Source organism: Desertimonas flava, from assembly GCF_003426815.1.
In the GTDB taxonomy this organism is placed as follows: Bacteria; Actinomycetota; Acidimicrobiia; order Acidimicrobiales; family Ilumatobacteraceae; genus Desertimonas; species Desertimonas flava.
Genome location: NZ_QKYK01000037.1, coordinates 1 through 19,164, shown reverse-complemented (window position 1 = coordinate 19,164; position 19,164 = coordinate 1). Strand labels below are relative to the sequence as shown.

The window sequence follows — 19,164 nt, the reverse complement described above, 5'->3', positions numbered from 1 at the left end:
TTCTCCGATTCGCCGGTCGGCGCCGACGATCTGTGAGCTCACGGCGCGGACATCTGCGCTGTGAGCTCACCGATCTCGTCACCGGCGCCCGCGGTGAGGCTCGCAGTGAGTGCGGGGGCGGACGATCCGGTGATGACCACCGTCGATCGAGATGTCGCCCGCCACGCCGTCATCGCCCTGGCGGCCGGCCAGCACCGTGCGCTCACGCGCCGCCAGGCCACCGCCGTCGGCTTCGACTCCCGCCGCGTCGCCACGGCCAAGCGCGCGGGATGGCTGGCCGAGCCGCTGCCTGGCGTGCTGACGCTCCAGGGCGTCGAGGCGTCCTGGACGCAGCGGTTGATGGTGGTCATGCTCGCCGCCGGCGACCACGCGGTCGTCTCGCACCGCTCCGCGGCCCGCCTCCTCGGCTTCGACGGCTTCGATGAACCTCGGAACGCGATGATCGAGGTCAGCGTGTCGCGATCGTTCCGTCTCGCCCCGGCCGTTCGCGCGGTGGTCCACCACGTGACGCCCATGGAGCCCTGTGACGTGGCCCTCGTCGACGGGTTCCGCTGCACCACCGTGCCACGGACGCTGGCCGACCTCGGCTCGGTGGTGCCGCCTCAGAGCGTCCGCCAGGCCTTGACGTCGGCGCGGCGCAACCGGCTCGACCTGGCGCTGACGCGTGACGTGGTCGAACGGCTGCATCGACCGGGCCAGCGTGGCACGGGGGTCCTCTTGCGTCTGCTCGCTTCGATCCCGTGGGAAGGTCAGCTGCCGGCCACCTGGTTCGAGGAGTTGCTCGCCCTGTGTCTCGACGATCCGGCGTTGCCGCCGATCGAGCTGCAGCACAGCATCGTCAACGAGGCGGGCGAGTTCGTCGCCCGTCCCGACATCGCCTTCCCGTCCGTTCGGCTCGGCCTCGAGGCGCACAGCCGGCGGTTCCACTTCGGGCCCGACGCCGAGCATCTCGACGAGGACCGCGACCTGCGAGCGGCGCTCGCCGGGTGGGAGCTCATCTACCTCGGCTGGTACGCCACCCGCCGGCCCGCCGAGGTGTGCAAGGTGGTCCGTGAGCTCGTGAGCGTTCGCCAGCGAGCGCTCCGCGCCGGCGAACGGTGAGCGCAGAGCGCGGACATCTGCGCCCTGAGCTCACAGTTCGCGGCGGGCCCGTCGAGCCGCCCGGGAAGTGTGAGCCACGGACGCAGAGACCTGCCATCTGGGCTCACAGTTCGCGGGGCGTCAGGTGGCGATCTTGGCGAGGGCGCGCAGGACGTCGGCGACCGGTTGCGGGTCGGTGTAGGGACCGTTGTGGGATGCGCCGGCGACGGGGATGGCCGCACCGTCGAAGGCGCCGTCACGGACGGTGCCCGGGATGTGCTCGGCGAGGTAGATCGCCGCCGTGCGGTGATGATTGACGGTGGCGCCGCCGTACATCGCCACGAACGGCATCGTGATCCGCTCGAACGACCAGGGCGCGTTGGCCGCGAGATCGGCGAGCTCCGCGGTCAGCGCCGGACCCTCTTCCAACCGCTCAGCGCGCGACCGGGCAGGGAGTGCCTCCCATCGGTCGTCGCCGATCATGCGGCGCATGAAGCGCTCGGCCGCCACGGCCGGGTCCTGGCCCGCGGGCCACGACTTGGTGGAGCCGGGCCACCAGTCGAGCCAGGACAATGGCGTTTCGTAGACCGCCACGGCGCGCACCAGGCCCGGGTACCGGTCGGCGGCGGCGAGGGCGACGTCGCCGCCGAAGCTGTGGCCGAAGAGGATCGCCGGGCGCTCGCCGACCAGTTCCACCAGGTCGTCGACCTGGTCGTGCATCGTGAACGGCCCGTCGTGCGGCTTCGACCGCCCGTAGCCGCGCCGGTCGTAGCGCAGCACGCGGAACTCGTGGTCGAGCAGGCGCGACAGCTTCACCATCGACGCCGAGCGGTCCATCGCGCCGTGGATCGCCACCAGCAGCGGAGCGTCCTCGGCGCCCGATTCGTGGCTCCAGATCCCGGTCATCACCTGCGGACGTTAGGCGTCGTGCCGGTCATCAGCCCACGCGGACGATCCGCATCACGTCGGCGGCGGCACCGCTCGCCCGGTCGGGGGCGCCGGCGATGACGACCACCGTGTCGCCGGCCGCGACCCAGCCGCCGGCGACGGCTCGCTCGACGGCGAACCAGACCATCTCGTCGGTCGACGCCGCCTCGTCCACGGCCAGCGGCTCGACGCCCCACGAGAGCGCCAGGGCTCGCCGCGTCGACTCGTGGGGTGAGATGCCGAGCAACCGGGCCGCCGGGCGGAACCGCGCCATGTTGCGGGCGCATCGCCCGCTCCGGGTGCAGCAGATGATCGTCGACGCGCCGACGTCGTCGGCGGCCTGCCAGGCGGCGTGGGCGATCGACTCGCTGATGCGGTCGGCGACGAACTCGGAGTCGTCCAGTTCAGCGGTGCCGTCGGCGCGGCCTCGCTGGGCCCGCACGAGGCGGGTGCCCCACTGCCGGTAGTCGGCCTCTCGCTCGGCTCGCTCGGCGATCGTGGCCATCGTGCGCACCACGAGCGCCGGGTCACGACCGATCGCCGTCTCGCCCGAGAGCATGACGGCATCGGTGCCATCGAACACCGCGTTGGCGACGTCGCTCACCTCAGCACGGGTCGGCGTCGGGGCGTCGATCATCGATTCGAGCATCTGGGTCGCCGTGACGACCGGAGTGCCGACCTCGACGCAGTGGCGGATGATGCGCTTCTGGAGATGGGGCACGTCTTCGAGGGCGACGTCGATGCCGAGGTCGCCCCGGGCCACCATCACGGCGTCGGCGGCATCGGCGATCTCGGCGATGGCGGCGATGGCCGAGCCGGTCTCGACCTTGGCGAGGATGCGGGCGCGGTCGCCGACGACGGCTCTCAGGGCATCGATGTCGGCCGCGGATCGGGCGAACGACAGGGCGATGTAGTCGACGCCCGCCACCGCCATCTGCTCGGCCAGCTCGAGATCCTCGGCCGTCGGAGCACGCAGGGTGAACCCTTCGCACTGCAGGTGCACGCCCGGCCGGCCCTGCGTCTTTCCGCCCGACTCCACCTCGGCGAGCACGGCGTCGCCGGTCACGGACACCACGCGCAGCGAGATCCCGCCGTCGCCGAGGATGATGCGGTCACCCATGACCACGTCGGTGAGCAGGTCGTCGTAGTCGACGCTGATCTGATGGGCGCTGCTCGGCGCGTCGCCGGGGACGAATCGCACGACGCTCCCTGGGGCGAGGTCGACGCCACCCTCGGGGAACGACCCGGCCCGGATCTTCGGCCCCGGAAGGTCGGCCAGAACAGCGACGTGCCTGCCACTCGACGCCGCGGCGTCCCGTACCGCGCGCAGGCGTGCGAGATGCTCCTCGACGGTCCCATGACTGAGGTTGAGCCGGCACACGTCGGCGCCCGCGGCGATCAGCGCCTTCAGCGACTCGGGTGACTCGGACGCCGGTCCGATGGTGGCGACGATCTTCGTGCGGCGACTCACCCCCGCATCTCTACCAGACCGCCTCGGTCCCCGCGCAGGGGCCTCGGCCCTGCGAGCGGGACGGACGCGATTGAATGGCGGGCGTGCAGGATCTGATGACCTTCCTCGACGCGTCCCCCTCCCCCTGGCATGCCGCGGCGTCCGCAGCGGCGCTCCTCGGCGCGGCGGGATTCGTCGAGGTCGACGAGACCGAGCGGTGGGACGAGGTGCCGCCCGCCGGCTACGTGCGGCGCGGCGCCGCGCTCGTCGCGTGGCGGTTGCCGTCGGGGTCGGCGTCGGCGTTGCGCATCGTCGGCGCCCACACCGATTCCCCCGGGCTGCGCATCCACGCCCGCCCCGATCAGGCGTTGGCCAACTGGCGCTCGCTGGGCGTCGAGATCTACGGCGGCGTGCTGCTCAACAGTTGGCTCGACCGCGACCTCGGCATCGCCGGGAGGGTCGTGGCCCCCGACGGCACGAGCACCCTGGTCAACGTGTCCGATCCCGTGGCACGCGTCCCGCAACTGGCCATCCATCTCGATCGGGACGTCAACGACCGTGGGCTCGTCCTCGACAAGCACCAGCACCTCCGGCCGGTCTGGGCGTCCAGCGAGGGCACCTCGTTCGCAGCCTGGCTCGCCGAGCAGACCGGAGCCGACCTGGATGCCCGGGACCCGGCGTTCTGGGATCTGTGCCTCTACGACACGCAGCCGGCGGCGGTCCTCGGCGTCGACCGGTCGCTCCTCGCCAGCGGCCGGCTCGACAACCAGGTCTCGTGCTGGGCCGGCGTCACTGCACTCACCGCCGTCTTGCCGACCGACCACATCGCCGTCGTCGCCCTGTTCGACCACGAAGAGGTCGGCTCCGCGTCACGATCGGGCGCCGCCGGACCCGTCCTCGACAGCGTGCTGACCCGCGTGCTCGCGTCGGTCGGCGTCGCCGACGCGGACGGCACGCAGCGCGTCTTCGCCGCGTCGAGCTGTGTCTCGGCCGACAACGCCCACGCCATCCATCCCAACTACCCCGAGCGTCACGACGCCGGCCATGCGCCGCTGGTGAACCACGGGCCGGCGATCAAGATCAACGCCAACCAGCGCTACGCCACCGACGCCGGAACGGCCGCGCTGTTCCAGCGGGCCTGCGCCGATGTGGGCGTACCGGTGCAGACGTTCGTCAGTCGCAACAACGTGCCGTGCGGCTCGACGATCGGTCCGATCACCGCCACGCGGCTCGGTATCGCCACCGTCGACGTCGGTGTGCCACAGCTGTCGATGCACTCGGCCCGCGAGCTCTGCGGCGCCGATGACCCCGGGCACCTCGCCAAGGCGCTCGAGGCCTACCTCGGCTGAGCGTCGTTCGACTCGACCGCCCGGCCCGACCGAGTCCGGAGGGTACGTACCCCACCGAAGCGTCCGGTACATACCTCCGGTTGCGGCGGTGGGTAGATACCCTCCCGTCGCGGCGGTTCCGTCTCGAATCGGGGGCGGGCGGCGTCAGTACTCGTTCGGGGTGCCGACTCGGCGCATCGCCTCGTCGAACAGCTCCTGCAACGTGGCGTGCAGCTGGTCGCTGTGGCGGCGGATCGCCGACCGGGCGACGCGACCCGAATCACCGACCGTGGCGACGGGCAGGATCGGCTCGCCGATCACCACGTGCACCTTGCGCGGGAAGATGAACTTGGCGTCCTTCGGCATCACGCGCTCGGAGCCACCGATCCCCACCGGCACGATCGGCACCCCGGCCCGCAGGGCCACGTACACGGCGCCGTCGAACAACGGCTGCACCACCGGCCCCGACTTGCGCTCCCCCTCGGGGTACAGCACCAGCGGCTCGCCCGCCTCCAGCACGGCCACGCAGCGCTTCAACGCCTCCCGGTCGGCGGTGCCACGAGTGACGGGAAAGCCACCGAGCGACGAGAGCAGCCAGGCCGAGGCGCGGTACTTCCACAGCGAGTCCTTGCCCATGAAGCGCAGGCGGCGGCGCGTGAGGCACGACGAGATCGGCGTGTCGATGTACGACCGGTGGACGGGAGCGAGGACGTAGGCGCCGGTGCGGGGCAGACGCTCGCGTCCGTCGATGTGCATGCGGGTGTAGAGCCGCGTCGCGGTGGCGACGATCGCCCGCACGACGTAGTAGGCCGCCCGGCTCACCCGTCCGGTCCCGGCGAACGTCGAGGCGTACTTGCTCATGAGGCGTCCCTGGTCATGAGGCGTCCCTGGTCATAAGGCGTCAGAGGTGTGGGCCGGGAGCATGGCGACGATGTGGTCGACGACCTCACCGATCGTCAGCCCGGTGGTGTCGACGACGACCGCGCCGGCGTCGGCGCGCAACGGGCCGTCGAGCCGATTCATGTCACGCCGGTCCCGCTCGGTGATCGACCACTCGACGTCGGCGACGTCGCCGCCGATCTCGCGGACGCGGCGTTCGGCGCGCTCGCGGGGCGACGCCGTGATGTACAGCTTGAGATCGGCGTCGGGGAAGACGACGGTGCCGATGTCGCGCCCCTCGATCACCCCACCGCCGTGCTCGCGCGCCCACGCCCGCTGCCGCCCCCGCAGTTCGTCCCGCACGGCCGGGTTGGCGGCGACCGCGCTGACCGCTTCGGTGACCGCGCGGCCGCGGATCTCGGTGGTGGCGTCGACATCGTCGACGATCACCTCGTGCTCCGAGACCGACAAGCGCATCTCCCGGGCCAGCTCGGCCACCGACTGCTCGTCGCTCACCGACACCCCGCGACGCAACGCAGCAAAGGCGACGGCTCGGTACATCGCACCTGTGTCGAGGTACTCGAGACCGAGTCGACGGGCGACCTCGCGCCCCACGGTGCTCTTGCCGGCGCCCGCTGGGCCGTCGATCGCGATGACCCGCATCGCCGTCGAGCCGCCATCGGGTTCGACATCGTTGGACGTCATCGAGAGCTACCAGCTCGTCCCGTTGGGGAGGCCCTCGGCATAGCCGGCTTGACTCTGCACGCCGACCACGGCTCGCTCGAAGAACTCGGGGATCGTCGCCGCGCCGGCGTACGTGCACGCCGAACGGACCCCGGCGACGATCTGGTCCAAGATGTCCTCGACGCCCGGGCGTTCGGGATCGAGGTACATCCGCGAGGTGCTGATGCCCTCCTGGAACAGCTCCTTGCGGGCCAACTCGAGGGCGGCCTCACCGCGGTTGCGGTTCTGCACGGCCCGGTGGGATGCCATGCCGAAGTTCTCCTTGTAGAGCCGGCCGTCGGCGTCGCGCAGGGTGTCGGCAGCCGACTCGTACGTGCCGGCCAGCCATGACCCGAACATCACGTTGGCGGCCCCGCCGGCCAGGGCGAGGGCGACGTCCCGCGGATACCGCACGCCGCCGTCGGCCCACACGTGGCCCCCGGCTTCGGCGGCCGCCGCGGCGCATTCGACGACGGCGGAGAACTGCGGGCGGCCGACGCCCGTCATCATCCGCGTCGTGCACATCGCGCCCGGACCCACGCCCACCTTGACGATGTTGGCGCCGGCGTCGATGAGCTGGCGTGTGGCCTCGGCGGTGACCACGTTGCCGGCCACGATCGGGGCGTCGGGGGCGACGGCACGCGCCGCCTCGACGGCGCGGAGCGTGCGCTCCTGGTGGCCGTGGGCGGTATCGATCACCAGGACGTCGACGCCCATCTGCTCGAGCGCCTTGACCTTGAGGTCGACGTCGCCGTTGATGCCGACGGCGACGGCGATCATCAGGCGACGGTTGCGATCGACCGCCGGACGGTAGATGGTGGAACGCAGGGCGCCCTTGCGGGTGACCACGCCGACCATGCGGCCCTCGTCGTCGACGACGAGGGCGAGGGACTGGCGCTGCGCGGTGAGCACGTCGAACGCCTCGACGGCGCTGATGCCGTCGTCCAGGGTGGGCATCTCCCGATTGGCCACGACATGGAGCTGGGTGAACCGGTCGACACCGATCGCGTCGGCCTCCTCGAACACCCCGAACGGCACGCCGCGCTCGTCCACCACGACGACCGCGCCGTGGGAGCGCTTGTGGATCAGCGCCAGCGCGTCGCCGATCGTGTGATGCGGCGAGAGCGTGATCGGCGTCTCGTACACGGGATGACGGCTCTTGACGTAGTCGACGACGGCGGAGACGACGTCGAGCGGGATGTCCTGCGGCAGCACCGTGAGTCCCCCGCGCCGGGCGATCGTCTCGGCCATGCGCCGTCCGGCCACGGCCGTCATGTTCGACACCACCACCGGCAACGTCGTGCCGATGCCATCTGGAGTGGTGAGGTCGACGTCGAGGCGTGACGGCACCCGCGAGAGGCTGGGGACCATGAACACGTCGTTGTAGGTGAGGTCGAACCCGGCGCCGCCGGAGCCGGCGCTTGGTGACGTGGCGGAGTTGAGCATGCGCATGGTGGTGATCCGTCTGGTCGGGGTGAGTGCCGCGAAACGGCCGCTCCAAGGTTAGGGCGCCCGACGAGCGCCGACACATGTTCGACCGAGGCGGCCGCCGCAGCGGCGACCGGTGCGCCTGACGGGATGGGCCAGGCACATTCCGTCAGGCGCCGTCAGCGAGCGGCCGCGGCCTTCGTGAGGCGGTCGCGGATCGCGTGGCCGAGGCCGACGGCGGGTGGCATCACGGCGATCACCCGTGTCGTGCCGGCGCCATCGGCGTCGCGGAGGTCGGCATAGAGCGACCGGGCCGCCAGCACCAGGTCGTCGCCGTAGTCGAGGATCCGCACCTGCTCGCCCGCCGCCGTCCGCACAGCCGCACGGCGCCGGGCGGCGTCGGACGACTCGGCGAGCTCGACGGTGGCGCGGGGCGCGTAGTGCGAGGCGAGCATTCCGGCCGCGCGGGACGGTCCAGCCGCCGCCGCCAGGCTGGAGCCCAGCACGGCCTCGATGTCGGCGATGGGAATCCCACCCGGCCGCAACACCTGCGGCGGCGACACCGAGCAGTCGACGATCGTGCTCTCCACGCCCACCGGGCTCGCCCCGCCGTCGAGGATGACGTCGCGCGCCGGGTCGAGCAGCGAGCCGAGGTCGTCGAGCACGTGCTGCGCCGTCGTGGGGCTCACCCTCCCGAACCGGTTGGCCGACGGGGCGGCGATCCCCCGCCCGGACCGGGCGAGCAGGTCGAGCGCCATCGGGTGGGCCGGAACCCGCAGCCCGACCGTGTCGCGGCCACCCGTGACCGAGTCGGGAACCCGCGCCGACCGGCGCAGCAGCATCGTCAACGGACCCGGCCAGCAGTTCTCGGCGAGGTCGCGTACGAACCGCGGCACCTCCGCCGCCCAGTCGTCGAGCGCCTCGGCGGCGGCGATGTGCACGATCAACGGATGGCCGGTCGGGCGACCCTTCACGGCGAAGATCCTCGCCACGGCGCCGTCGTTGGTGGCATCGCCACCGAGGCCGTACACGGTCTCGGTGGGCATGGCGACCAGGCCGCCGGCGACGATCGATGCCACCGCCCTGGCGACATCGACGGTCACCAGGCCGTCGGGAACGGTGCCCTGCCGGGGGTCAGCCACGATGCCCGCTCCCGTCGAGCCCATCGGGGTCGGCACCCACCTGGTTGAGGCAGGCGACCCACAGGTCGCGCACGGAGTCGATCGCCGGGAGTGGTTCGTCGGCGAGCGAGGCGATGGTGAGTGCCACGGTGCTCGCCCCGGCATCGGGCACGATGTCGAGCCGGCACCAACAGCGGAGCGGATCGGTCAGCACGACCTCGAGCTGATATGGCGGTTCGTCGACGACCACCTCGCCGATCCACGAGGTCACCACGAGCAGCGCCTCGAAGGCGACCACCGGGAGAGCCTCGATCGTGAACGAGGCGACGTCGTGGTCGACCCGGCCCGGACGGAAGCCAGAACCGGGCCGCGGCGAGGCCGCAGCTCCCGCGGTGGCCGATCCGGGGCCCGCCCGCCCGGCTGCGGGACGGGCCAGATCGTCGAGCACGAGCTCGACCGCTTCGTTCACAGCACGCATCGCCGACTCGTCGCCGCCGGCGTCCGGATGCAGGTCCTTGGCCAGCCGCCGGCGAGCGGCGCGAACGTCCTCCACTCCGGCGTCGGCGGTGACACCGAGCAGGCGACGAGCGGCATCGATGGGCTCCACGACATCATTGTTGCGGCCCCGTAACGCTTGCACGCGATTGCGCACCACCCTCCGCGAAGTCTTGTAAGGTCCCGCGCCACCATGAACGGCGAGCAACCATGGACCTCACGCCTACCCAGAGCGGGGGTCTTCGCGGCGCTGGTCTTCCTCCTGCTCACGTTGTTCGGGCTGGGCGGCGGCGGTCATGCGTCGGCCGGTACCGCAGACGGGGATCAGACGCTGCAGGGCCGCGTCAACAACCAGTACGAAGAGGACGGCGAACGCGTTCGCGAAGGTGTCCCCGGGGTGCGCATCGTCGTCGAGACCGAGGAGGGCGAGCTCGTCGCCGAGGCCGTCACCGACGACCAGGGCACCTACCGGATCTCGCTGCCCGAGCCCGGAACCTACGTCATCCGCCTCGACACGGACACGCTGCCCGAGGGCCTGACGCTGCCCGACGAGCAGGCGTCCTCCACCCGCGACATCCGGGCCCGCAGCAGTACCACGCAGGTCTTCAACCTCGGCGAAGACCTCCGCACCGTCCAGGGCAAGTGGAGCCAGCTGCCCCAGACCCTGGCCAACGGGCTCAAGCTGGCCACCATCATCGCCATCACCTCGATCGGACTCTCGCTCATCTTCGGAACGACGGGTCTCTCCAACTTCGCCCACGGCGAGATGGTCACGTTCGGTGCCTTGTTCGCCTGGGGGCTCAATCGCAGCTGGACGACCTGGCCCCTGATCGTCGCCGCCCTGGTCGCCATCGTGGCCACCGCCGCCGCCGGTGCCGGCCTCGAGCTGGGACTCTGGCGACCCCTGCGACGACGAGGCACCAGCCTGACGTCGATGATGATCGTGTCGATCGGCCTCGCCCTCGGCCTGCGCAACCTCTACCTCTTCCTCGTCGGCGGCGACCTCAAGCAGTACGGTCAGTTCACGCTGCAGCGCGATCCCATCGCGATCGGTCCCGTCGACCTCCCGCCGCGGTCGCTGTGGATCATGGGCATCTCGCTGGCCATGATCCTCGGAGTGTCGTTCTTCCTGCTCCGCACCCGGTTCGGCAAGGCGATCCGGGCCGTCTCGGACAACCCCGACCTCGCGTCGTCGAGCGGCATCGACTCTGACCGGGTCATCGGGGTCGTCTGGATCCTCGGCGGCGCCCTCGCCGGCCTCGGCGGCGTCTTCTACGGCCTCGAGTACGGCATCCGCTGGGACATGGGCTTCACGCTGCTCCTGCTGATGTTCGCGGCGATCACGCTGGGCGGCCTCGGCAACCCGTTCGGCGCACTCATCGGCTCGCTCGTCGTCGGCGTGATGGTCGAGCTGTGGACGTTCGTCGTGAGCAACGCCAACGACCTGAAGAATGTCGGCGCGCTGATCGCCCTGATCGTGATCCTGCTCATCCGGCCCCAAGGAATCCTCGGCAGAAAGGAGCGGATCGGATGAACTGGGAGCTCATCTTCTGGAACGCGCTGTACACCGCGATCAACGCCAACGCCGCTGCGTACTGCCTCGTCGCCACCGGGCTCAACGTCCACGTCGGCTACACCGGCCTCCTCAACTTCGGACAGGCCGGGTTCGCCGCGGTCGGCGCCTACGCCTTTGCGATCACCATCTCGGAATACCAGTGGCGGGTGCCCTTCGCCCTGTGCCTCGTCCTCGGCGCATCGGTCGCCCTCGCCCTCGCCCTCGGCGTGCCGACCCTGCGGCTGCGCGCCGACTACCTCGCCATCGTCACGATCGCCGCGTCGGAGATCATCCGCTACTTCCTCAACAGCAGCCGCTTCACGTGGCTCACCGGCGGGAGCAACGGCAAGAACGGGTGGACGGGCTGGTTCCAGGACCTCAACCCGTGGCCCAACGACGGCCGCTACAAGCTCGGCGTCCAGGTCATCGACGGCTACCGCCTGTTCATGATGGTGCTCGGCTGGTCGCTCGTGCTCCTCATCGCGCTGTTGGTCTGGGCCCTCATGCGCAGCCCGTGGGGCCGCGTGCTCAAGAGCATTCGAGAGGACGAGGACGCCGCTCGCTCGCTGGGCAAGAACGTCCTGGCGTTCAAGATGCAGAGCCTCGTGCTGGGCGGTGTGATCGGCTCGATCGGTGGCCTCATGTTGAGCGCTCAGACCCAGTCGGCCCAGCCCGGCCAGTACGCCACGACGCTCACGTTCTTCGCCTTCACCATCATCGTGCTCGGCGGCATCGGCCGCGTGAAGGGTCCGATCGTCGGCACACTGATCTTCTTCTTCGTGATCCAGCTGGTCGACAACCTGCTCGACCAGTCGGTGCGCAACGACAAGCTGCCCGACTGGCTGGTCGACTCCACCAACTTCAGCGTCGTCAAACTCATCGTCGTCGGCCTGGCGCTGGCCGGCCTCGTGGTCTTCCGCCCTCAGGGAATCTTCGGCGATCGACGAGAGCAGGTCTTCGATGTCCGTTGAACCGTTCGACGCCCAGCCCGTGGCGGTCGACACCATCCGCCCCGAGCCAGGGGTCGCCAAATCCGATCCGATCCTCGTCGCCGACGGCATCCGGCGCGCCTTCGGCGGCCTGGTCGCCGTCGACGTCGAACACGCCGAGATCCAGCGCAACCAGATCACCGCGCTCATCGGCCCCAACGGCGCCGGCAAGACCACGTTCTTCAACCTGCTCACCGGCTTCGACCAGCCCAACAGCGGGCGGTGGCAGTTCGACGGGCGCGAGCTCGGCGGCAAGTCCCCCCACCAGGTCGCCCGCCTCGGCATGGTCCGCACGTTCCAGTTGACCAAGAGCCTCGCCCGGCTCAGCGTCATCCAGAACATGCGGCTCGGCGCCACCGGACAGCTGGGTGAACGGATCTGGGCCGCGCCGCTGCCGTTCCTGTGGAACCGGCAGGAGGCGGCGATCACCGAGCGGGCCGAAGAGCTGCTCGCCCGCTTCCGCCTCGACCACATGCGTGACGAGTTCGCCGGCAACCTCTCCGGAGGGCAGCGCAAGCTCCTCGAGATGGCTCGAGCACTGATGACCGACCCGTCGCTGATCATGCTCGACGAGCCGATGGCCGGCGTCAATCCGGCGCTGAAGCAGAGCCTGCTGGAGCACATCACGCTGCTGCGCGATGAGGGCCGGTCGGTGCTGTTCGTCGAGCACGACATGGACATGGTCCACGAGATCAGCGACTGGGTGCTGGTGATGGCGGAGGGCCGGCTCATCGCCGAGGGCACGGCGACGCAGATCTCCGGCGATCAACGCGTGATCGACGCCTACCTCGGCGCCCACCACGACGTCGACCTCGGCGCCATGGACGAGGAGTCGGCGATCGCCCAACTCGGCCTCGACGCCGAGGAGCTCGGCGTCGACACGCTGCAGCAGATCACCGCCGAGCACGAGGAGTCCGACTGGGGCGACGAGGCGGAGGCCAAGGGGGAGGCCGACGAATGAGCACCGGCGACATCATCGACGCCACCGACCTGGTCGCCGGCTACGTGCCCGAGGTGAACATCCTCAACGGCTGCAACCTCAACGTCGGCCCGGGCGAGTTCGTCGGCATCATCGGACCGAACGGGGCCGGCAAGTCGACGTTCCTCAAGGCCGTGCTCGGCATGGTCACCGTGCGTTCGGGCACGGTCCTGCTGCGCGGCGAGGACATCACCGGGCAGCCGGCCCACAAACTCGTCCAGAAGGGCGTCGGCTTCGTGCCCCAGACCAAGAACGTCTTCCAGGCGCTCACGGTGCGCGAGAACCTCGAGATGGGCTGCTTCCTCGCCCCGAAGCGGTTCGCCGAGCGCTACGACGTGGTCAGCAGCCTGTTCCCCCGCCTCGCCGAGCGCGCCGACCAGCGGGCCGGGTCGTTGTCCGGCGGCGAGCGGCAGATGGTGGCGATGGGCCGTGCCCTGATGCTCGACCCGACGCTCCTACTCCTCGACGAGCCGTCGGCCGGCCTCTCGCCGATGTTGCAGGACGAGGTGTTCCTCCGCTGCAAGATGATCAACGAGACCGGTGTGGCGATCCTCATGGTCGAGCAGAACGCCCGCCGCTGCCTCCAGGTCTGCCACCGGGCCTACGTGCTCGACCAGGGTCAGAACGCCTACAGCGGCACCGGCCGCGACCTCCTCGGTGACCCGCGCGTCATCGAGCTCTACCTCGGCACCCTCGCCCGCTCCTGATCGCCCGCCGCATCGCTCGGCCGCCCTTGCGCGCCCGATCACACCTCGCCGGATCACGCGGGAAGGCCCGGACCCTCGCGGATCCGGGCCTTCCGACTGTCAGTCGTGGGTGACGTCAGTTGCCGGCGTCGAAGTCAACGCCGAGGGCGTTGCCGATGTTGCCGTCCACGCCGTACACCATCTTGTCGCGAGGGCCGACGCCCTTTTCGACCATCGTCCGCAGGATGCGGCTCGACTCGTTGAAGCCGATGACGATGATGGCGTCCGGGTCGGCCGCCACGATCTCGTCGACCTCACTGTCGAACGACGTCGCGGCCGGGTCGTAGATCGACGAGAGCACGACTTCGCCACCGGACTCGACGATCGTGTTCGTCGCCTGCTCGGCGAGGCTCGTCCCGTAGACGTCGTTCAGGGCGAGGATGGCCACGGTCAGGTTGCCGTCGTTGATGACGAACTGACCGAGCACATCGCCCTGGTAGATGTCCGGCGGGGCGGTACGGAAGTACAGGCCCTTGTCCGGGTAGGTCGACAGCTCGGTCGACGTGTTGGCCGGCGAGAACAGCGTGACGCCGGCGTTGACGACCTTGTCGATGACCGTCATCGTGACGCTCGACGAGGCCGCACCGATGATGGCGTCGGCGTTCTCGGCGAGCAGACGGTCGACCGTCTGGTTCGCCTGGTCCGTCGTCGTGTCGCCCGAGTCACCCTCGATGCCCACGACCGGCTGACCGAGCACGCCTCCGTTCTCGTTGATCTCCTGGATCGCCAGGTTGAACCCGGCGAACTCGGGTGGTCCGAGGAAGGCCAGCGACCCCGTCTGCGGCAGGATCGTGCCGATGGTGAGCACGCCGTCACCCTCGCGGGTGCCCTCGACGGGGACCTCCTCGGGGAATGCCGGTTCGCCCTCGACGGAGATGTACTGCGTCAGAGCCGGGTCGATGCGGTTGTTGTCGCCCATCTTGTAGAGGCCGTAGCTGGCGATGAGCGGCTCACCGTTGCCGTCGAACTCGAGCGGACCGGAGGCACCGTCGTAGTCGATGTCCTCACCGGCTGCGATGAGCTCCTTGCACTCGGCGAAGGTGTAGCACTTCGTGCCGTCCTTGGTGACCCCGTTGATCTCGCTGGCATGGGCGATGCCGTCGGTCTGGGCGATCTCGACGGCGAGAGCGACGATGACGACTGCGTCGTACGTCTCCGGCGCGTAGTTGAGATCCTCGAGGTTGGGGTCGACGCTGCACAGCCGGTCGAAGAACTCGGGCGTCAGCTCACCGGCAGGTGTGGTGCCGGCAAAGCCCGAGATGTCGCCGTCGGTCACGTCGCTCGGGGCGTAACCACACCGAGCGATGGCACTCGCTCCACCGGGGCCGGAGTCGCCCGGAGCCGCGCTGGCCGCCGTCTCGGTTCCTGGCGCCGCCGAACCGGCGGCCTCGGTCCCGGCGGGTTCGCTGTCGGGCGGTGCCGAGGCGCTGACTGCGCCCGTCGCCGCCACCAGCGACACCCCCAGGATCATCGGCACAGCCACTCGGCTGATGCGTGATCGTTGCATATGTTGGTACTCCCCCTGCTCCGAACGGGGCCGGATTACCCCGGACTTCTTGGGTGGCCCGATGGTAACGCGTCGCCGAACACCGTGCGTCCGGCGCCGGGCGCCGGCGGCCCGACGGGCTGGAGGCGACTCCGGCTCAATCGGCCGTGATCGCCGAGACCGGCCGGGACAACGAGTTGGCGCCGTCACCGGCGACCGCCACCTCGGCGCCGCGCCGGACGGGAACCGTGCGCAGGACGACCGCAACGGTGACCGCCCAGAGGCTGGTGGCGCCGAACACGTGGATGCCGACCAGCAGCGCCGGGATCTCGTTGAAGTACTGCACGTAGCCGATCGCGCCCTGCAGCAGGGCGATGAACACCCAGCTGGAGATCCATTCGGAGAGGTGCGCCCGCTCGCTCGGCCGACGGCGCAGACGCCAGGCCAGCGCGAGCATGCCGGCCACGGCCAGCCAGACCGTGACGCTGTGCACCCGGGCCGCACTGCCGATGTCGACACCGAAACGTTGGACGTCCTCGTCGCCCGCATGCGGTCCGGCCCCGGTGACCACCGTGCCGGTGACGAGGGCGACGGCAGTGAGCACGCCGATCGCCACGACGTGGCGATTGATCTCCGGGGACACGGGCCGGACGAGATCACCGTCATCGGGCTCGGACGCGCGGTGCACGAGCACCACCGCAGTGGCCACGAGCACCAGCGACAGCAACATGTGGCCCTGCACGGCGACCGGGTGGAGATCGACGAGCACGGTGATGCCGCCCAGCACCGCTTGACCGACGACGCCGGCGACGAGCCCGGCCGAGAGCCAGATCAGATCGCTGCGGCGCGGCCGGCGGATGACCGACCCGAGCACGGCGGCGATGACGGCGATGCTGACGATGCCGGTGAACAAGCGATTCACCTGCTCGATGGCGGCGTGCTTGCTCGACACGTCGATCAGCCTCTGGTTGTTGCACGCCGGCCAGTCGTCGCAGCCCAGTCCCGATCCCGTGAGGCGCACGGCCGCGCCAGTGACCACGATGGCTACCAGCGCTCCCAGAGCAGCGAGCGCAATCAGGCGATAGCGCGCCGCCGTGATCACCCGTCCAAGACTAGGGCCCGCCGTCGTGCCAACTCCAAGCGCCCCGGCGAGCCGCTCGTCACGCCCTCAGGGTCGCACCTCGTAGAACGCCAGGAAGGAGTGATCGACGGGAAGCCGGCGGAACCGGGTGAAGCCGGCCGTGGCGGCGATCTCGCGCGCCCGCGTCTCGTGGAGCCCGAGCGTGCCGAGCCCGGCGCCGTCCGGCTCGGAGAGGGCGCTGGACAAGCAACCGAGCACGCTCATGCCGTACATCAGCGCCGCCATCGGGTTCTTGGCGACGTTGGCCTCGTAGCCGTCGAGCGCCTTCATGTCGACGAGGAGCCACGTGCCGTCGTCGTGGAGCGCAGCCCGGATGGCGGCGGCGACGCCCTGCGGATCGGTCATGTCGTGCAGGCACTCGATCGTCGAGACGAAGGCGAGGCGGCCGTCGGTCGGCAGCGGATCGTGCCGGGGGTCGGCGAACCGGGCGTTGGCGACGCCGAGGTCGGCGCGCCGCTCCTCGGCCCGGGTGATGGCGAACTGCGAGATGTCGTAGCCGGTGAACGTGCTCGACGAAAAGGCCTGGGCGAGCAGCAGCACCGCTCCCCCGGCGCCGCATCCGACGTCGGCGGCGGCGGCGCCGGCGGAGAGCCGTTCGACCACGCCGTCGAGCAAAGGCAGGACGTCGTCGACGAGATGAGCGCGGTGCCACGGCTCGAACGAACGCTCCATGCCGACGGCGGCCTCGGCACCCTGGGCGTCGTAGTCGAAACCGACGCCGGTGCGGAAGCTGTCGCGCACGAGGTCGAGTGCCCGCATCGTGTCGGGAAGGTGGTGGAACGAGCCGGCGCCGAACGCTTCGTGGTCGCTGTCGGCCAGGACGGCCGCACCTTCAGGCGGCAGGGAGATCAGCGCGCCGCCGTCGGCTCCGCTCTCGACGGTCAGCAGCCCGGCCGCCCCCTGGTTGTAGGCCCACTCCCGGACCCAGCGCTCGTGCAATCCGGTTGCCGCAGCCAGTTCGGCCGAGGACGACGGACCTTCTCTGTCGGCGAGCGCTCGGTACAGGCCGAGGCGATCGCCGAGGTGCACCATCCCCGCGGTGACCGCGCCCTGCAGCGTGGAGAACACCCTGAACTGGTAGAGCGCCAGGGCGTCCTTGTCGGTCGGTGTCGTCATACCCGCTCACGATGTCACGTCGGCCACGTCGCTGGTGACGCGGCCGGTCACGAGAGCTTGATGTAGATCTGCTTGCGCTCCTGGTAGGCATCGAGCGCGTACGGACCGAGCTCGCGGCCGATGCCGCTGTGCTTGAACCCGCCCCACAAGCCTTCGGTCGGGGCCGGCTGGCTGTCGTTGATCCACACCACGCCGGCCCGCACGGCCTTCGCCGTCCGCAGGGCCTTGGTGATGTCGGACGTCCAGATCGCCGCGGCCAGGCCGTACTCGGTGTCGTTGGCGAGCCGCACGACCTCGTCGACGTCGCCGAACGGGATGACGGTCATGACGGGACCGAAGATCTCCTCGCGAGCGATGCGCAGATCGTTCGACGTCGCCTCGAAGATGGTCGGGGCGACGAAGTAGCCGCCGGCCAGCGCCGGGTCGTCGGGGGTCGTTCCGGTGAAGGCGACGCTGGCTCCCTCCGCCCGTCCGACATCGACATAGCTGCGGACGCGGTCGTACTGGGCCGCCGACACGACCGGCCCCATCGTGGTCTCTGGATCGAGTCCGCTTCCCAGGCGGATCGCCGACGCGTGGGTGGCCATCGCCGACAGGACGTCGTCGTAGACGGCGCGATCGACGAATACCCGTGAGCCGGCCGAGCAGACCTGGCCCTGGTTGCCGAACACTCCGTCGCACGTCCCGGGGATCGCTCCGGCCATGTCGGCGTCGGCGAACACGATGTTGGGGCTCTTGCCACCCAGCTCGAGCGTGACCCGCTTCAGCTGCGCGGCACACTCGCGCATGATGTGGATCCCCACGTCGCGGCTGCCGGTGAAGCTCACCTTGTCGACGCGAGGATCGGTGAGCAGCGGGCCGCCGGCCGCCGGCCCGAAGCCGGTCACCACGTTGAGAGCGCCGTCGGGGAGCCCGGCCGCGGCCGCGATGGTGGCCAGACGCAGGGCCGTGAGCGGCGTCTGCTCCGCCGGCTTGAGCACCGTGGTGCAGCCGGCGGCCAGCGCCGGCGCCACCTTCTGCACCGCCATCAGCAGCGGGTAGTTCCACGGCACGATGAGGCCACACACCCCGACCGGCTCCTTGACCACGAGGTTGAGGGCGTCCGGCCCGACCGGCGGGATGTCGCCCGCCGCCTTGGTGGCCCAGCCGGCGTAGTACTCGAACATGAACGCCGCCTCGTCGATGTCGGCGCGGGCATCGGCGATGGGCTTGCCGCAGTCACGCACCTCGAGCTCGGCCAGCTCCTCGGCGGCGGCCCGGATCCCGTCGGCGATGCGATGCAGCACCGTGGCCCGCTCGCGTTCGGCGACCGCCCCGCTCCAGCGATCGGAGTCGAAGGCCACGCGCGCCGCGGCGACCGCCGCGCCGACGTCGGCGGCCGCACATGCCGGCACGGTGGCGAGCACCTCGCCGGTCGCCGGGTCGATCGTGTCGAACGTCTCGCCGCTCGCCGCGTCGACGAACGCCCCACCGATGAATGCCTGCACCGTCTCCCTCACCGGTCCGACCCTATTCGGCTGACCTCGCGCGGCAGCCAGATCCGGTCAGCGCTCGTTCTACGCGAGCGCGCCGAAGGGGAGCTTCGGAGGGGATTCCCCTCCGATGCGGCGACCAGCGGAGCTTGCTGGGTGTTCATAATGGTGGTTGCCGGCCGGTCGGCCTGATCGGTCGGGTAGGCCATCGTCACTGGCGTTGCCATGGCTCTGGAGCTTGGTGTCGCG

General features: G+C 70.4%; 17 protein-coding genes. 6 read left to right on the top strand and 11 right to left on the bottom strand.

The window, feature by feature from the left end:
* Nucleotides 1–132: 132 nt before the first annotated feature.
* Nucleotides 133–1,101, top strand: a complete 969-nt coding sequence (locus DN771_RS25760; protein ID WP_117000443.1) for a hypothetical protein — start codon at nt 133–135, stop codon at nt 1,099–1,101.
* 120 nt (nt 1,102–1,221) lie between these two features.
* Here DN771_RS25760 and DN771_RS25755 read toward each other — a convergent pair whose 3' ends face one another.
* Complete coding sequence (locus tag DN771_RS25755; RefSeq protein ID WP_117000442.1) at nt 1,222–1,986, bottom strand: alpha/beta fold hydrolase; 765 nt, start codon at nt 1,984–1,986, stop codon at nt 1,222–1,224.
* A 31-nt stretch (nt 1,987–2,017) separates the two neighbouring features.
* Nucleotides 2,018–3,478, bottom strand: coding sequence for a pyruvate kinase (gene pyk, locus DN771_RS25750; RefSeq protein ID WP_162942414.1), 1,461 nt, complete (start codon nt 3,476–3,478; stop codon nt 2,018–2,020).
* A gap of 74 nt (nt 3,479–3,552) precedes the next feature.
* Between pyk and DN771_RS25745 the strand changes: the two genes are divergently transcribed.
* A complete protein-coding gene (locus tag DN771_RS25745) occupies nt 3,553–4,806 on the top strand; it encodes a M18 family aminopeptidase (RefSeq protein ID WP_117000440.1) in 1,254 nt (417 codons plus the stop codon).
* Between the two features lie 144 nt (nt 4,807–4,950).
* Here DN771_RS25745 and DN771_RS25740 read toward each other — a convergent pair whose 3' ends face one another.
* The 5 genes from DN771_RS25740 to DN771_RS25720 all read right to left on the bottom strand — a co-directional run bounded on the left by DN771_RS25740 (nt 4,951) and on the right by DN771_RS25720 (nt 9,543).
* Nucleotides 4,951–5,646 (bottom strand): lysophospholipid acyltransferase family protein, encoded by a 696-nt coding sequence (locus tag DN771_RS25740; RefSeq protein WP_117000439.1) that lies wholly within the window; start codon nt 5,644–5,646, stop codon nt 4,951–4,953.
* Nucleotides 5,647–5,676: 30 nt separating this feature from the next.
* Nucleotides 5,677–6,369 carry a (d)CMP kinase gene (gene cmk, locus DN771_RS25735; RefSeq protein ID WP_227462481.1) on the bottom strand — a complete coding sequence of 231 codons (693 nt, stop codon included), beginning with the start codon at nt 6,367–6,369 and terminating at the stop codon, nt 5,677–5,679.
* 6 nt (nt 6,370–6,375) lie between these two features.
* The gene (locus DN771_RS25730) at nt 6,376–7,839 is read right to left on the bottom strand and encodes a GuaB1 family IMP dehydrogenase-related protein (RefSeq protein WP_205528778.1); all 1,464 of its coding nucleotides are present in this window, start codon (nt 7,837–7,839) and stop codon (nt 6,376–6,378) included.
* A gap of 155 nt (nt 7,840–7,994) precedes the next feature.
* Nucleotides 7,995–8,957 carry an L-threonylcarbamoyladenylate synthase gene (locus tag DN771_RS25725; protein WP_205528777.1) on the bottom strand — a complete coding sequence of 321 codons (963 nt, stop codon included), beginning with the start codon at nt 8,955–8,957 and terminating at the stop codon, nt 7,995–7,997.
* Nucleotides 8,950–9,543: a J domain-containing protein gene (locus DN771_RS25720; protein WP_117000437.1), complete on the bottom strand. Its 594-nt coding sequence runs from the start codon at nt 9,541–9,543 to the stop codon at nt 8,950–8,952. The genes DN771_RS25725 and DN771_RS25720 overlap by 8 nt, the downstream gene beginning before the upstream one ends.
* A gap of 81 nt (nt 9,544–9,624) precedes the next feature.
* Here DN771_RS25720 and DN771_RS25715 point away from each other — a divergent pair, with 81 nt between their 5' ends.
* From DN771_RS25715 to DN771_RS25700, 4 genes are read left to right on the top strand one after another with little or no spacing between them, the layout of a single operon-like run.
* Complete coding sequence (locus DN771_RS25715; RefSeq protein ID WP_117000436.1) at nt 9,625–10,965, top strand: branched-chain amino acid ABC transporter permease; 1,341 nt, start codon at nt 9,625–9,627, stop codon at nt 10,963–10,965.
* Nucleotides 10,962–11,957 (top strand): branched-chain amino acid ABC transporter permease, encoded by a 996-nt coding sequence (locus tag DN771_RS25710; protein ID WP_117000435.1) that lies wholly within the window; start codon nt 10,962–10,964, stop codon nt 11,955–11,957. Before DN771_RS25715 ends, DN771_RS25710 begins: the two co-directional genes overlap by 4 nt.
* Nucleotides 11,947–12,936, top strand: a complete 990-nt coding sequence (locus DN771_RS25705) for an ABC transporter ATP-binding protein (RefSeq protein WP_117000434.1) — start codon at nt 11,947–11,949, stop codon at nt 12,934–12,936. The genes DN771_RS25710 and DN771_RS25705 overlap by 11 nt, the downstream gene beginning before the upstream one ends.
* Entirely contained in the window at nt 12,933–13,661 is a 729-nt protein-coding gene (locus tag DN771_RS25700; protein ID WP_117000433.1) for an ABC transporter ATP-binding protein, read from the top strand. Before DN771_RS25705 ends, DN771_RS25700 begins: the two co-directional genes overlap by 4 nt.
* Before the next feature lie 115 nt (nt 13,662–13,776).
* Here the strand turns inward: DN771_RS25700 and DN771_RS30215 are convergent, their stop codons facing one another.
* The 4 genes from DN771_RS30215 to DN771_RS25680 form a co-directional block, all read right to left on the bottom strand.
* Nucleotides 13,777–15,171, bottom strand: coding sequence for an ABC transporter substrate-binding protein (locus tag DN771_RS30215; RefSeq protein ID WP_227462484.1), 1,395 nt, complete (start codon nt 15,169–15,171; stop codon nt 13,777–13,779).
* Between the two features lie 172 nt (nt 15,172–15,343).
* Entirely contained in the window at nt 15,344–16,288 is a 945-nt protein-coding gene (locus tag DN771_RS25690) for a COX15/CtaA family protein (RefSeq protein ID WP_117000432.1), read from the bottom strand.
* Between the two features lie 66 nt (nt 16,289–16,354).
* A complete protein-coding gene (locus tag DN771_RS25685) occupies nt 16,355–17,443 on the bottom strand; it encodes a class I SAM-dependent methyltransferase (protein WP_117000431.1) in 1,089 nt (362 codons plus the stop codon).
* A gap of 47 nt (nt 17,444–17,490) precedes the next feature.
* On the bottom strand, nt 17,491–18,942 hold the full coding sequence (locus DN771_RS25680) for an aldehyde dehydrogenase family protein (protein WP_205528775.1): 1,452 nt from the start codon (nt 18,940–18,942) through the stop codon (nt 17,491–17,493).
* Between the last annotated feature and the right edge of the window lie 222 nt (nt 18,943–19,164).

What these genes read in the sequence shown, in the direction of transcription:
- DN771_RS25710 (WP_117000435.1), top strand. Translation starts at nt 10,962, where the DNA reads ATGAACTGGGAGCTCATCTTCTGGAACGCGCTGTACACCGCGATCAAC.
- DN771_RS25715 (WP_117000436.1), top strand. Translation starts at nt 9,625, where the DNA reads ATGAACGGCGAGCAACCATGGACCTCACGCCTACCCAGAGCGGGGGTC.
- DN771_RS25740 (WP_117000439.1), bottom strand. Translation starts at nt 5,646, where the DNA reads ATGAGCAAGTACGCCTCGACGTTCGCCGGGACCGGACGGGTGAGCCGG.
- DN771_RS25730 (WP_205528778.1), bottom strand. Translation starts at nt 7,839, where the DNA reads ATGCGCATGCTCAACTCCGCCACGTCACCAAGCGCCGGCTCCGGCGGC.
- DN771_RS25685 (WP_117000431.1), bottom strand. Translation starts at nt 17,443, where the DNA reads ATGACGACACCGACCGACAAGGACGCCCTGGCGCTCTACCAGTTCAGG.
- DN771_RS25755 (WP_117000442.1), bottom strand. Translation starts at nt 1,986, where the DNA reads ATGACCGGGATCTGGAGCCACGAATCGGGCGCCGAGGACGCTCCGCTG.
- DN771_RS25745 (WP_117000440.1), top strand. Translation starts at nt 3,553, where the DNA reads ATGGCGGGCGTGCAGGATCTGATGACCTTCCTCGACGCGTCCCCCTCC.
- DN771_RS25760 (WP_117000443.1), top strand. Translation starts at nt 133, where the DNA reads ATGACCACCGTCGATCGAGATGTCGCCCGCCACGCCGTCATCGCCCTG.
- DN771_RS25705 (WP_117000434.1), top strand. Translation starts at nt 11,947, where the DNA reads ATGTCCGTTGAACCGTTCGACGCCCAGCCCGTGGCGGTCGACACCATC.
- DN771_RS25700 (WP_117000433.1), top strand. Translation starts at nt 12,933, where the DNA reads ATGAGCACCGGCGACATCATCGACGCCACCGACCTGGTCGCCGGCTAC.
- cmk (WP_227462481.1), bottom strand. Translation starts at nt 6,369, where the DNA reads ATGACGTCCAACGATGTCGAACCCGATGGCGGCTCGACGGCGATGCGG.
- DN771_RS30215 (WP_227462484.1), bottom strand. Translation starts at nt 15,171, where the DNA reads ATGATCCTGGGGGTGTCGCTGGTGGCGGCGACGGGCGCAGTCAGCGCC.